At 63.7% G+C, this 14121-nt stretch carries 8 protein-coding genes; 4 read left to right on the plus strand and 4 right to left on the minus strand.

Translation table 11 applies throughout. From position 1 onward, the window contains the following. Positions 1-35 precede the first annotated feature (35 nt). Entirely contained in the window at positions 36-1322 is a 1287-nt protein-coding gene (locus KJQ12_RS00745; RefSeq protein ID WP_213483071.1) for a C40 family peptidase, read from the minus strand. Between the two features lie 354 nt (positions 1323-1676). On the opposite strand from KJQ12_RS00745, the gene KJQ12_RS00750 reads away from it, so the two are divergent. Further along, positions 1677-3539: a glycoside hydrolase family 9 protein gene (locus KJQ12_RS00750; protein ID WP_213483072.1), complete on the plus strand. Its 1863-nt coding sequence runs from the start codon at positions 1677-1679 to the stop codon at positions 3537-3539. A 66-nt stretch (positions 3540-3605) separates the two neighbouring features. Here the strand turns inward: KJQ12_RS00750 and KJQ12_RS00755 are convergent, their stop codons facing one another. Next, entirely contained in the window at positions 3606-4682 is a 1077-nt protein-coding gene (locus tag KJQ12_RS00755; protein WP_213483073.1) for a LacI family DNA-binding transcriptional regulator, read from the minus strand. 239 nt (positions 4683-4921) lie between these two features. Between KJQ12_RS00755 and KJQ12_RS00760 the strand changes: the two genes are divergently transcribed. The 3 genes from KJQ12_RS00760 (at position 4922) to KJQ12_RS00770 (ending at position 9981) form a co-directional block, all read left to right on the plus strand. After that, entirely contained in the window at positions 4922-7465 is a 2544-nt protein-coding gene (locus KJQ12_RS00760; RefSeq protein ID WP_213483074.1) for a beta-mannosidase, read from the plus strand. A 78-nt stretch (positions 7466-7543) separates the two neighbouring features. Continuing rightward, a complete protein-coding gene (locus KJQ12_RS00765; protein WP_213483075.1) occupies positions 7544-8515 on the plus strand; it encodes an acetylxylan esterase in 972 nt (323 codons plus the stop codon). A 239-nt stretch (positions 8516-8754) separates the two neighbouring features. After that, positions 8755-9981 (plus strand): MFS transporter, encoded by a 1227-nt coding sequence (locus KJQ12_RS00770; protein WP_213483076.1) that lies wholly within the window; start codon positions 8755-8757, stop codon positions 9979-9981. Between the two features lie 81 nt (positions 9982-10062). On the opposite strand, the gene abc-f is transcribed toward KJQ12_RS00770, so the two are convergent. Together abc-f and KJQ12_RS00780 are read right to left on the minus strand one after the other, a co-directional pair. Further along, positions 10063-12027, minus strand: a complete 1965-nt coding sequence (gene abc-f / locus KJQ12_RS00775) for a ribosomal protection-like ABC-F family protein (RefSeq protein WP_015253534.1) — start codon at positions 12025-12027, stop codon at positions 10063-10065. 128 nt (positions 12028-12155) lie between these two features. After that, positions 12156-14075 carry an electron transport protein gene (locus KJQ12_RS00780; RefSeq protein ID WP_213483077.1) on the minus strand — a complete coding sequence of 640 codons (1920 nt, stop codon included), beginning with the start codon at positions 14073-14075 and terminating at the stop codon, positions 12156-12158. Positions 14076-14121 lie beyond the last annotated feature (46 nt).

The following is a 14121-nucleotide window of genomic DNA, read 5'->3' on the forward strand; positions in this document are numbered from 1 at the left end:
GGGGGCAGATATAATGAAATTATGAAGGCTCGCGGTCAGTAGACGAACCCGCCGAACAGGAAGCGGTACTCCCAATGGGTGCCCGCGATGCTGTCGACCCGGACGCCGCCGGATTTCTCGGAATAGGTGTGCAGCACTTGGCCGTCGCCGAGGTAGATGCCGACATGGGTGATGCGGGCATTGGTTTTGTCGACGTTCGCGTAGTCGGCTGCCTTGCTTCCCTGGTAGGACATGAAGAACATCAGGTCGCCTCGGCTCAAGGCCCGCCAGTCGTCCTTCGTCTTGCCGACCTCCTTCACGTAAGCGCCCTGGCTGCGGGAGTCGCCGGGCAATCGGAGGCCGATGCCGTCCAGGTATGCCTGGCGGACGAAGTCGGAGCAGTCGAACGTGCTCGTGTCGCTGCGGCTCGAGCCGAATTCGTACGGCGTACCGAGGTATTTGAGACCTGCGTTGATGGCCTGTTCGGCTGCAACGGCGCGGTCCAGCTTCTTGTAGGGCTCGACATAGCTGGTCGAGATATATTTGGCGCTCGTGCTGACATAGCCGTAGACGCCGCCTGCGTCTTGCACGTAATACCAGTAATCGTTGTGTTTGTTCACGACGGTCAATTTCTCGCCCGCATACATATAGCGGATGCGTTCCGCAGACGTGCCCGGGCCTTTCCGGAACGTGACCGTGCTGACGATCACCGCGTTCGGCTCGAACTTGTATGCCGGTTCTTCCGGCTGATCGATCAGGTCTTTGTCCGTCTCATCGGGATCGGCCGGAACGGAAGGCTCGTCCGGCAGGGCGGGACCCGGGTCCTCAGGCGTATCGACCGGCGGCACGAACGATGTGCGGATATATTTCGGGTTCGTGCTGGCGTAGCCGATGACTTGGTCCCGGTCGGCGACACGGTACCAGTACTTGTTGACCTGCTCGAGAATCCAGACCGGCTCTCCCTTCTTCAGCATCCGGATGACGTCCGAATCGGTGGACGGACCGGTGCGCAGATTGACGCCGTAGATCACTTCGCCGTTCGGATCGGTCGTCACGGCGGCAGTCCTGATCTCCACATATTTGTCCAGGGAGGAGACATACCCGACCGTGCCGGACGCATCGCGGACCTTGAGCCAGTAGGCGTTCGTCCGCTCGATCAGATCCAGCACTTCGCCTTTGCGGAGATAGCGGATCCGTTCTCCGGATGTGGAGGGAAGGGTGCGGAAATTGACGGTGTCGATGACATGGACTTGCTCCGCGTATGTACGGGCAAAAACCGCGAGCGGCATCGAAGCCAGCGCGATGCATGCGGCAAGCGCCGCAACCAGCAGGTTCCTTCTCATGGCGAACCTCCGTCAGGATGATTTTGCCGCGGCAAGACAATCTTAGCATAGCTCAATTTGCCATAAGCGTTGAAAAACTTGCCAGATACGTTTCGTATCCGGATGCAAAATAGTAAAACATTCGCTGGATTTTGGCTGCGGATAGTCCGATATTCGCATGTTTCGGGCGTGTTTCTTCGGCAACGGATAGGACGGTCGCAATAACGAACGAAAGCCGGCGGCGACCGGACGGGACGGGAGTATGAGAGGAAAATAAGCCCAACGGCATGGTCCGAAATTCGGCGGGAAATGCGAGCGGGGGTTGTTTGTGCCGCATTTTGGAGCATGAAAAGGATACAGGGGGGAGCACACGGGATGAGCAGGATGGGCAGGACGGCGGGATGGATCTTGAGCCTGATGTTGGTGTTCGGACTTGCGGCCGGATGCGCGGACGGCGGGAACGATGCGGAGCGCTCGCCGGAGCATGCGGAGGCGGCCGGTCCCGCGGGCAGCGGATCGGATGCCGGCGATGCGGCGGGCGGAGAGGAGGGCGAAGGAACGTTGAATGCCGGGGAGCTCGTCTACGACGGCGAGGATATCAAGGTCAATCAGGTCGGCTATCTGCCCGACGCGCCCAAGGTGGCGGTGCTCGAAGGCGAGGCCGAGGCCGAACGGTTCCAGGTCGTTGACGCGGAGACGCAGGCGGTCGTCTTCGAAGGTGAGGTCGGCCGGGCCGAGATCGACGCGAATTCGGGCGAACGGGTGAGGCATCTGGATTTCAGCTCCCTGCGGGAAGAAGGCGAATATGCGGTCGTCGTGCCCGGAGCGGGGGCGTCGCGGAAGTTCCGCATCGCCCGGAACGTCTATTACGCGCCGTTCTTCGACGCGCTCCGCTCCTATACGCTCGGCCGCGCAGGGCTGGCGATCGACGACCCGATTACCGGGCTGAAGCACGAAGCCGGACATCTGCAGGATGCCGAAGCGCGGCTCGACATCGACCATCCGCACGCGCCCGCGGGCACGCCGGTCGACGTCAGCGGCGGATGGTACGATGCCGGCGACTACGGCAAGTACGTGACGCCGGGCGCGGTGACGGCCGCCCAATTGCTGCTCGCATACGAACTGTACCCGGAGAAGTTCACCGCCGGGCAGCTCAAGTTCCCTGACGGGTTCGCGAGCGATGTGCCGGGGCTGCCCGACGCGCTGGCGGAAGTGAAGGTTGAGCTGGACTGGCTGCTCAAGATGCAGCGGCCCGACGGCGCCGTATACCACAAGGTGTCGGGCTTGGCGTGGCCGGGCATGATCCGGCCGGAGGACGACACGCAGCCGCGGTACGTCTTCGGCATGACGACCTACGGCACCGGCATGTTCGCCGGCGCCATGGCGTTGGCGGCGCGCGTCTACGAGCCGTTCGATGCCGAATACGCCGGAAGGCTGCTCGAAGCGGCCGAGCGGGCCTGGCGCTTCCTCGAAGCGCATCCGGAGCCGATCGTCCTGAAGAGCGAGCGCCAGGACAACGGTTCGGGCGGCTACGACAAGAACGGCGACCAGGACGACCGGTTCTGGGCGGCGGCCGAGCTGCTGAAGACGACCGGCGATGCGCGGTACGCGGCGTACATCGGCGAGAAGCTGTCTCATCAGCTTCAGCGCGAGCCGGTCATCATCGGCTGGGGCTCGACGCTGGCGCTCGGACAGTTCGCCTACGCGACGGCGGAAGCGGGAGATCCGGCCGTCAAGGCGTCGCTCAGGCAGAAGCTGGTGAAGGCGGCGGACGACATCGTCGGCCGGATCGAGCGGGACGGCTACCGTTACGCGCTGTCGCCGAACGAGTACACGTGGGCGTCCGCCAAGAACGGCATGGCGAAGGCCGAGCTGCTCCTGCTTGCGCATGAGCTCGAGCCGAAGGAAGCCTATGTGCACGGCGCGCTCGACCAGTTGCATTACACGCTGGGGCGCAACGCGCTCGGCACGACGTATTTGACCGGTTCGGGGACGGAAATGCCGGACTATCCCCACAGCCGGATGATTACGGGAACGGGCACGTACATTCCGGGGCTGCTCGTCGGCGGGCCGAACAAATTCGGCGGCGATCCGGAGCTGGACAAAATGCTGGAGCGCGAGTCGCCGCCGCCGGCGAAGGCTTACCTGGATTCGCCCGGATCATGGGCGACGAACGAGTACGCGATCGACTACAATGCGCCGCTCGTATTCGTGCTGACATACTTTGCAGAGCCTTGAACGAGCATAAGGACGGCCGGTCGGGTGTCATACCCGGCCGGCCGTTCGGCGCTTGCGGCGGCGGCGTCAAGCCTTTGGCGGCGCGGCCGACGTTCCCGCCACCGGCACGGTGGCCAGCCGGATATGCTCGATGGGCCGATCCGGCTGCGCCATCCGCAGGGCGAGCTGTTCGAACGCGCGGGAGCCGACGCGCACCGCGTCGATCCGGACGGACATGAGCTGCAGGCCGTCCGGCAGCGGGTCGGTGTCCGTCTCGATGGCGTCGAAGCCGGTGACGGACAGGTCTTCCGGGACGGTGAGTCCCATCCGCCCCAGCGTCTGGATCGTCCGGACGGCGACGACATCGTTCGCACAGACGAAGGCGGTCGGCAGAGCCGGCATGGCGGCGAGCGCCTCGGCGATCTCCGCGCCGTCGTAATAGTGGCCCGGCTTCGGCGCCACGACGCAGCAGGAAGGATCGACGGGGAGCCCGGCGTCCATCATCGCCCGCCGGAAGCCGTTCCATCGTTCCCTGAACGACAGGCAGTCGGCGATGTCGCCGATGAAGCCGATGCGGCGGTGTCCCAGCGCGATGAGCCGCGCGGTCAGATCGCAGACGCTCTGCTCGCTCTCCATCAGCACCGTATCGAAGAGGGCGTCTTCGGCCCGCGCCGCGCTGTCGTGGTCGATCAGCACGGCCGGCAAGCCGAGCTCGGCGACGGCCCGCGCGTAGGCCAGTCGGGTGATGCCGGCCATGATGACCCCGTCCACATGCGCCTCCGTGAGCGAGCGGGGCAGGCGCAGCGAATCCAGATCTTCCTGGTGGACAAAATGCAGCACCATGTTCCAGCCGCGGCGCCGCGTCGATTCTTCGATGCCCTGCAGCACATCCACCCAGTAGCCCTTGCTGCCCGAACGGGCGAGGCTCGACCGGATCAGACAGGCGATCGTGCGCATGGCGGCGCCGGCCGCATCGCGCAGCTCCGCACGGTTTGCCTGGTCGGCCGGCCGGTAATGCTTATAGTGAAGCTGCGCGGCCATATCGAGCACCCGTTGCCGCGTGGCGGGCGGCACGGTCGGATGGCCGTTCAGCGCCTTCGACACCGTCGTGCGCGACAATCCGAGCATCCGCGCGATGTCGTTGGTGGTCGCTTTTCGTTTCATGGGGGTGCAAATTCACCTGCCAGTCTTCCGCGGAAGGTATGGTCAACAGGAATGATCATTTTGTTCATTTTGTTAAAATTATAGCACAGACGTCGGAAACACACCAGTAATAATTAAAAATTTCCACGCATAATTGAACAAAATGAACAAAAATCACCGGATATTCAATTTACCTATTGAACAAACTTATGTATAATGTGTGTGAAAATCAGCAGAATCTGATCTGCCGGGAGGACGTTATGAACGCGGTTCAACGATTGACAAGCAACTGGCAGTTCCGGGGCGTCGGCGGCCAGGAGTGGCTGCCGGCCGTCGTGCCGGGCTGCGTCCACACCGATCTGCTCGCAAACGGCAAGATTCCGGACCCGTTCCACGGGACGAATGAGCGCGATCTGCAATGGATCGACAAGCAGGACTGGGAGTATGAGACGACGTTTGACGTGTCGGCCGAGGTGCTCGGCGAGTCCAGGATCGACCTCGTATTCGACGGTCTCGACACCTATGCCGATGTGACGCTGAACGGCGAGCACGTGCTGTCCGCGGACAACATGTTCCGCACGTGGCGCGTCGAAGTGAAGCGGCTGCTCAAGGCCGCGGGCAACAAGCTGCACATTCGTTTCCGCTCGCCGATCAACGAAGACCTGCCGAAGCTCGAGAAGCTGGGCTACGCCTTGCCGGCGGTGAACGACCAGTCGGAGAACGGCGGCCTCGGCGACAAGAAAGTGAGCGTCTTTGCGCGCAAGGCGCCGTACCATTACGGCTGGGACTGGGGGCCGCGGTTCGTGACGAGCGGCATCTGGCGCGAGGTTCGGCTCGAAGCCTGGTCCGGCGTGCGCATCGCCGACCTGTTCATCCGCCAGCGCAGCGTAACGGCGGCCGAAGCGAAGCTGACCGCCGTCGTCGAAGTCGAAGCCGAGAGCGCATGGAGCGGCACGCTCCGGCTGTCGGCGGACGGGCGCGTCTGGGAGCGGGAAGTGGCGCTTGCGCCCGGTACGCAGACGATCGAGCTGGATGCGGCGATCGAGCGCCCGAAGCTGTGGTGGAGCCGCGGGCTCGGGGCCCAGCACCTGTACACGTTCCGCGCGGAGCTGCTGGCATCCGGCCGGCAGGCGGCGGCGCGGCAGGTTCGGACCGGCCTCCGCTCGATCCGTCTCGTGCGCGAGAAGGACGAATGGGGCACGTCGTTCTATTTTGAACTGAACGGGGTCAAGGTGTTTGCCAAAGGCGCGAACCATATCCCGCTCGACAGCTTTGTCACCAGAGTGACGCGGGAGCGTTACGAACATGAGATTGCGTCGGCCGCGCTCTCGAACATGAACATGCTGCGCGTCTGGGGCGGCGGCATCTACGAGGACGACACGTTCTACGAGCTGTGCGACGAGTACGGCATTCTCGTCTGGCAGGACTTCATGTTCGCGTGCAGCCTGTACCCGGGCGACGAAGCGTTCCTGGCGAACGTGCGCGCCGAAGCGGAGCAGAATGTGAAGCGGCTGCGCAATCATCCGTGCATCGCGCTCTGGTGCGGCAACAACGAGATCGACACCGCCTGGTCGCACTACATCGAGGACGCGGGCTGGGGCTGGAAGAAGGAGTATTCGCCGGAGCTCCGGGAGAAGCTGTGGGCGGATTACGAGGCGATTTTTCACGAGCTGCTTCCGGAAGTCGTCGGCCGGCTGGCGCCGGAGGCGGACTACTGGCCGTCTTCGCCGATGCAGGGACTGACGCGCGACGCGAACCAGCATGCCGGCAAGCGGACGACGTCCGGCGATATCCACTACTGGGGCGTCTGGCATGAAGTGGAGCCGTTCGAGCGCTACACGTTCAACCTCGGCCGGTTCATGAGCGAATACGGATTCCAGTCGTTCCCGGAAGAGCGCACCGTCCGCTCGTATGCGCAGGATCACGAGATGGAACTGCTCTCCGACGTCATGCTCAGCCACCAGCGGCATCCGTCCGGCAACAAGCTGATCAAGCAATATCAGAGCATGTATCTGCCCGAGCCGAAGGATTTCGTCTCGTTCCTGTCCGTCAGCCAGGTGCTGCAGGGCGAAGCGATGAAGTTCGCGATCGAGGCGCACCGCCGGCGCAAGCCGTTCTGCATGGGCACGCTGTACTGGCAGATGGACGACTGCTGGCCGGTGGCGTCGTGGGCGTCGATGGACTATTACGGCCGCTGGAAAGCGATCCAGTACTACGCGAAGAAGAGCATGAAGGACATCATGGTGTCGATCGACGGCACGAAGGAAGGCGAAGTGGACATTCACATCATCTCCGATGTCCTGCAGCCGATCGACGGCACGCTGTACGCGGCGCTGTATGATTTCGACGGCAAGCTGCTCAAGCAGTTCAGCGTGCCGGCGAAGGTGGAGGCGAACGCCACCGCGGTCGTCTGGTCGTCTACCGTCGACGGTCTGCTCGAAGGGGCGGATCCGAAGCGCACGGTGCTGAAAGCCGATCTTGCGGCGGACGGTCAAGTGCTCGACAGCAAGCTGCACTACTTCGTCCCGGCCAAGGACATCCAATTGTCGAAGGCGAAAGTGACGATCCGGGAAGTGGCGGGTTCGAACGGAACGGCGTTCACGCTCGAGACGGACACGCTTGCGAAGCAGGTCGCGCTGCTTCCCGAAGCGGAAGGCGTCTTCAGCGACAACTGGTTCGACCTCATCCCGGGCATTCCGGTCACGGTCGAGTTTCTCGGCCGTGGCGCAGCCGGACGGGCGTTCGCGCCCGCTGCGCCGGGACGGATCACCGTCCAGTCGTTCGCGGACTGGATCGGGCTGTAAAACCGATGATCACAAGGCCCCTTGCCAGGCAAGGGGCCTTGTTTTACACTGAACCCGAACCCACCGTCTGGAGAGGAGATGCTCGACGTGGCTCAACCTTACGATCTTCCTTTAAGCGAGCTGGAGAAGTACAAGCCCCCGCTTACGCGGCAGCCCGATTTCGACGCGTTCTGGGATCGGACGCTCCGCGAACTGGCGGAAACGCCGCTGTCGTATGAACTGACGCCGCATGATTACCCGGCGCGGGGCGTGCGTCTGTTCAAGGTCGTCTATTCGGGCTTTCGCGGCGCGACCATTCAAGGCTGGCTGGCGCTGCCCGAAGGCGAAGGTCCGTTCCCGGGGCTGATGCTGTACCACGGCTACAACTGGGCGATGGAAGGCCAGATTCACGACACGGTGAATTGGGCGCTCCACGGCTATGCGGCGTTCCTCATGCTGTGCCGCGGTCAGCAGGGCGAAAGCGCCGACAACACCGTCTACAGCCACGGCGCCCAAGCGGGATGGATGTCGAAAGGCATTCTGTCCGAGGATGAATATTACTACCGCGGCGTCTACATGGACGCGGTCCGGGCGCTTGAAGTGCTCGCATCGCTCGATCAGGTGGACCGCACGCGCATCGGCGTGAGCGGCGGCAGCCAGGGCGGCGCATTGACGCTGGCCGCTGCGGCGCTGTCGGACATTCCGGTCGTCGCGGCCGCGGATTATCCGTATCTGGCGCATTTCGAGCGGGCGATCGACATTACGCCGAGCGGTCCGTACCTGGAGTTGAACGAATTTTTCCGCCGCAACGGCGATCCGGAGATCGAAGCGCGGGCGAAGCGGACGCTGTCCTACTTCGACGTCATGAACCTGGCGCCGCGCGTCAAGTGCCGGACATGGGTGTCGATCGGCCTCGTCGACACGATCACGCCGCCGTCGACGGTGTTCGCGGCGTACAACCATCTGAACTGCGAAAAATCGATCTCCGTGTTCCGCTACTTCGGCCATGAATACATTCCGCGCGCGCACGAGCAGCGGCTGCGGCTGCTGCTGGAAACGCTTCAGCCGTAAGCGCCGCGCGGGAAGAAGCCTTCCGTCCATCCGTCGGGCGGGAGGCTTTTTTGGTTCATTCCGGAAGTTCCGCCGCCTGAAAACCGCCCGCGGCGGCAGATGACAGCCTCCGGCGCGCCGACACGGTCCGGGACGGGGTTATTTCCGCGTATTTCGCCTTTTCCGCCGTTTGACGCGTGTTTACGCCAGGCCTACACTTGGTCTAACGCACTTTTGGACCCGGAAGGAGACGCATTTCATTGAACACAGCCGTTCAAACCCGCGTGGCCGTGCAGACCGCGACGGTCTATTCGATCCTGTTCGCCGTCAGCGCAATCCATATGCTCAACGACTCGATGCAGACGGTCGTGACGGCGTTGTTCCCGGTGCTGCGCGATTCGCTGGCGCTGACGTTGTCGCAGATCGGGTGGCTCAGCTTTGCCCTCAATATGACCTCATCCGTCATGCAGCCCGTGGTCGGCCTGTATTCCGACCGGCATCCGACGCCCGGCATGCTGCCGGTCGGCATGGGGATGAGCCTGCTCGGCATCGCCGGGCTGGCGTTCGCGCCGAATTACTGGACCTTGCTTCTGGCAACCGTCTTCATCGGCATCGGTTCGGCGGTCTTTCACCCGGAAGGTTCGCGGGTTGTCTATTTCGCCGCGGGCGAGCGGCGAAGTTTCGCCCAATCGATCTATCAGATGGGCGGCAACGCCGGTTCCATGCTGGCGCCGCTCATGACGATCGCGATCTTCATTCCGCTCGGCCAGCGCGGCGCGGCCTGGGGGATGCTGCTCGCCGCCGCGGCCATCGCCGTCGCGCTGTACGTCGTGCCGTGGTATCGCACGCAGCTCGCCGCATACGGGGTGCCGGTGAAGCGCAAGGGCAAGGCGGCGGACGGCCAGACCTTGCACGACGGCCTGTCCGGCCGCACGGTCGCCTTCGCGCTGACGCTGCTCGTCCTGATCGTGTTCGCGCGTTCGTGGTACGCCGCGGGCATCAACAATTTCTACCCGTTCTATCTGGAAGACAAATTCGGGGTGTCGAAGCAGACCGCCCAGCTCGCCCTGTTCCTCTATCTGGGGGCCGGCGTGGCGGGCACGTTCTTCGGCGGCATCTGGGGCGACCGGTTCGGCCGCAAAAATATGATCATCTTCTCGATCGTCGGCTCGGCTCCGTTCGCGCTGGCGCTGCCGTATCTGCCGCTTGAGGCGATTTTCCCGGTCGTCACGGTGCTCGGCTTCATCATGATGTCCGGATTCTCCGTCAGCGTCGTCTACGCGCAGGAACTCATGCCGCGCAACGTCGGCATGGCGTCCGGCCTGATCGTCGGCCTCGCGTTCGGCATGGGAGCGCTCGGCGCCGTCGTCCTCGGCGAATGGATGAGCGCGATCGGCGAGAACCCGATCCCGGTCATCGACGCGGTCAGCTATCTGCCGCTGATCGGGCTGCTGGCGTTCCTGCTGCCGAAGGACCGGCGCCGTTGAGGCCGGGAAGCCGCGGGACTCCCCGGACATGCTTAAGCCCGTCTGCCCCATTCGGTGACAGACGGGCTTTCCGCATGCTTGTCAGGCCATCAACTGTTCCCATTCCGCGAACGCGGCTTCCAGCGCGGCGCGCTTCTCGTCGAGATGCTGCTGCTTCTCCTGCACGAGCGTGTAGTCCAGATACACGGCCGGGTCGGCGAGTTCCGCTTCGACCGCCGCGATGGCCGCCTCCAGCGCCTCGATCTCCGCTTCCAGCTGCTCGATCCGCCGCTGGCGCTGGCGCTCCTGCCGCTTCGCCTGCTTCTCGGCTTCGTAGGACGACCCGCCGCCCGCGCCGCCGCGTGCCCCGGCGGCATCCGCCGTTCCGCCGCTTTCCGTCCGATCCGCGGTACTTCCCGCCGTCTCGCCGGCCAGACGAAGCTCTTCCTGCTCGCGCTTTTTCTCCAGCATGTCGTCGTAGTTGCCCAGGTAAACCCGCACGCCGTCCGGCGTCAGCTCGATGATGCGCTCGGCCATCTTGTTGAGAAAATAGCGGTCGTGCGAGATGAACAGCAGCGTCCCCTCGAAATCGACGAGCGCCGTCTCGAGCACTTCCTTGCTGTACAGGTCCAGATGGTTCGTCGGTTCGTCCAGAATGAGGACGTTCGCCCGCTCGAGCATCAGTTTCGCCAGGGCGACCCGCGCCTTCTCGCCGCCGCTCAGCGAGGAAATCTTCTTCAGCACGTCGTCGCCGCTGAACAGGAAATTGCCGAGCACGGTGCGGATGCGCACTTCCTCCAGATGGGGAAAAGCGTTCCACACCTCGTCGAGCACCGTGTTGTCGGGATGGAGCTGCGACTGCTCCTGATCGTAGTAGCCGATTTTCACGTTGGCGCCGAATCGGACCGTGCCGGTCTCCGGCTTGATCCGTCCGAGCAGCGTCTTCAGCAGCGTCGACTTGCCGATGCCGTTCGGGCCGGCGATGGCGACGGTCTCCCCGCGCTTCAGTTGGAACGAGACGTTCCGGAACAGCGGCCGGCCGCTGCCTTCGAACCTGACCGACAGATCCTGCACATCCAGCACGTCCGCGCCGGTCTGCCGGTCGATCTCGAAGGCGAACGACGCCCGCTTCACATCCCCGGCCGGCCGCTCGATCCGTTCCATGCGCTCGAGCATTTTGCGCCGGCTCTGCGCCCGCTTCGTCGTCGAGGCGCGGACGATGTTGCGCCGGATGAACTCTTCCATGCGCGCGATCTCGTCCTGCTGCTTCTCGTAGGCTTTGAGCGCGGACTCGTACTCGGCCGCCTTCAATTCGATATAGCGGCTGTAATTGCCGGTGTACCGCTTCGCGGCGTGCCGCTCGATCTCGATGATGCTGTCCGCCAGCGCATCGAGGAAATAGCGGTCGTGGGACACGGCGAGAATGGCGCCCGGATAGCCGCGCAGATAGTCTTCGAGCCAGGAGAGCGTCTCGATGTCGAGATGGTTCGTCGGCTCGTCCAGAATGAGCAGATCGGGCGCCTGCAGGAGAATGCGCGCCAGCGCGAGGCGCGTCTTCTGCCCGCCGCTGAGCGAGGCGATCGGCGTGTCCGGCGGATACTGACCGAACCCCATGCCGTGGAGGACGCTGCGGATACGGGTTTCGATCTCGAATCCGCCGCGCTCGCGGAACGTATCGGACAGCGCCGCATACCGGGCCAGCAGCTCCTCGTAGCGGGTTTTATTTTCCATCTCCTTCGGATCGGCGATGCGGACTTCCATCTCCCGAAGCTCCCGCTCCATCTCGAGCAAATCCGCGAACACGGCGCGCATCTCCTCGTCGATCGTCCGGTCGGACTGCAGCCCGCTGCTTTGGGCCAGATACCCGATCCGCATGCCCTTGCGCCTGCTCACCACACCGTCATCCGGCGACAGCTCGCCGGCGATGATCGCGAGCAGCGTCGACTTGCCCGCGCCGTTCACGCCGACGATGCCGATCCGCTCGCGTTCATTCACGTGAAACGAAATATTGGACAGCACCGGTTTGGCGCCGAAACTTTTCGCGATTCCCGATAGTTGCAGCAACATGTCGATCCTCCGCAGCCTTCTCCCATGCAGGCCGTTCTCATGCGCCGCGCAACTCGCGGCCACACAGAACAGTGTACATGATTCCGGCGCGGAGCGGAACCTGCGTGTCGAATGCGGATGCGCCCGATCTATTCGTCCTTGTCGTGCAGCGTCAGCAGATAGTGAATGAGCGCATCCTGCTCCCGGCGCGTGAAGCCGGTCGTCTCATCGACCCAGTAGTTGTGGCCGATCCCTTCGACATTCGCTTCGCGCAAGTCCTTGTCGGCCTGGTTCGCCTTGACGACCCGCTCGCGCAGCCGCTTGTCGACCAGTGCGCGCAGGCTTTCGGCCGGGTCGGGCAGGATGCCGGCCTTGAACGTGCCGGGGATGCCGTATTGTCCCGGCTCGGGTCCGGCCGCGACGCCGCCGTCGTGCAGGTACGGAGCCGACCAGTAAAGTCCGTACAGGCTCGGCGTCTTGTAGCCGCCCGGCGAATTGCCGTGCGCGAAAGCCAGCTTGATCTGTTCTTCGGACATGCCGTTCAGCGGCATCCAGTGCAGCTTCGGCTTCTTGGGCAGCGGCACGGGCGTATCGTAATCGTACATGAGCGGCGGTCCCCAGAACTTCTCCGTCTTCTTGAACGACCGGGCGCGCGACGGGTTCGTGCCGAGGACATCGGTCGCGACAATCCGGTTGTTCGTGAGGTACGGTCCGGCATGGCAGGTGATGCACCCGGCCCGCCGGAACACCGCTTCGCCCTCCGCCGCGAGTCTCGCATCCCTTTTCAGGTGCGAACGCGGCGGCTTGAGCGTATTCTGGTAGGCGGACATCGCCAGCGTATGCCGGTTGATCGGATGTCCGGGAACGGACGACAGGACGCCGGACATCGAGACGACGGATGAGCGCGGATGGGCGGGCGACGGTACCGACTGGATGATGCCCGGCGAGTCCGGCGTCGGGTCGACGGCCGCGAACTGTTCGGACGGCTTGCTTCCCTTGGCCGGGTCGTAACGATATTTGGACGAGGCCGCCCGCTGCAGCAGAATCCCCATGTACACTTCCTTGTCGAGCCCGAAGATCGGCTTGCTCAGCCCGGCCTGCGCCAGCGCGTCCATATTCTGCGCGTTCGGGACGCCGGAGAACGTCATGAGCCCTTTGAACGGACCGGCGAAAGCCGTGCCGTTCCAGTTGTACGGGTGATCGCCGAGCGTGAATGAATCGGGAATCTGGACCGGGTTGTTCTCCATGTCGATGGTTGTGTCGATGGAACCCGGCGGCCATTTCATGAGTTGTTCGTCGACCAGCCGTTCGAGCTCGTCCGGATCCGGCAGCGGCGTGCGCTTCCCTTCGCTGTCCGTTACCCAGCTTTTGGCCTGTTCCTTGAAGCGGATGAGGCCGCGGATCTGCTCCGTCGTCACGCCCGTGTGGGTGAAAAACGCGGCCGAGTTGTTGCCCATGGCGAGGAGGAGGCCGATGTTCAGATCGGTGTTCGGCGGACCTTCGACGACCTTGCCGCTCACCGGATCGTAGACGGCGTGGCAGGCGATGCAGCCGACGCCGACCCGCGGCTTGCCCTTGTCCAGCGAGACTTTCAGGCCAAGCGGCACATACGATCCCTTCGCGACGTCCAGGCCGGTGTCGAGGAGATCGCCCTTGCGGATCGTTCTTCCGCCGATGACGGCGTCCTTCTCCGCCGCCACCCGCAGATTCGTCGTGCCTTCGCCCTTCAGCGCCGCCGTCGCCTTCAGAATCCCGCGTATCGTCAGCGGTCCGTCCAGCAGCCCCATGATATCCATAAGAAAATGTTCATTGCCGAACGTCTCGCCGTAGAACGCCCGCCTGCCGAGATCGAGCGTTTCCTCGTCCGTCGGCTCCGGGTTTTCCGGCGTCTGCGCCGTGCGAACCGTCGCGGCGGGACGGCGCGGGTTCAGGACGTGCTCCCGATCCGGTATGTAGATGTAAGTCGGATTTGAATATAACAAAAGGATTGCAGCCAGACCGATGCCTGCGGTCGAAAGCAGGATGCCGGCTGCCAGCCGTCTGCTTCTTCGTTTTTTGTTCCGTTCCAACTTCAGTCACCGCCTTCGAAATCGGCCTTCGTCTCCCCGGGGGTGC

It is taken from the genome of Thermobacillus xylanilyticus, from assembly GCF_907165215.1.
GTDB lineage: Bacteria > Bacillota > Bacilli > Paenibacillales > Paenibacillaceae > Thermobacillus > Thermobacillus xylanilyticus.

Coding starts and splice junctions, on each gene's coding strand:
- KJQ12_RS00745 (WP_213483071.1), bottom strand. CDS start 1,322: ATGAGAAGGAACCTGCTGGTTGCGGCGCTTGCCGCATGCATCGCGCTG.
- KJQ12_RS00750 (WP_213483072.1), top strand. CDS start 1,677: ATGAGCAGGATGGGCAGGACGGCGGGATGGATCTTGAGCCTGATGTTG.
- KJQ12_RS00755 (WP_213483073.1), bottom strand. CDS start 4,682: ATGAAACGAAAAGCGACCACCAACGACATCGCGCGGATGCTCGGATTG.
- KJQ12_RS00760 (WP_213483074.1), top strand. CDS start 4,922: ATGAACGCGGTTCAACGATTGACAAGCAACTGGCAGTTCCGGGGCGTC.
- KJQ12_RS00765 (WP_213483075.1), top strand. CDS start 7,544: ATGCTCGACGTGGCTCAACCTTACGATCTTCCTTTAAGCGAGCTGGAG.
- abc-f (WP_015253534.1), bottom strand. CDS start 12,027: ATGTTGCTGCAACTATCGGGAATCGCGAAAAGTTTCGGCGCCAAACCG.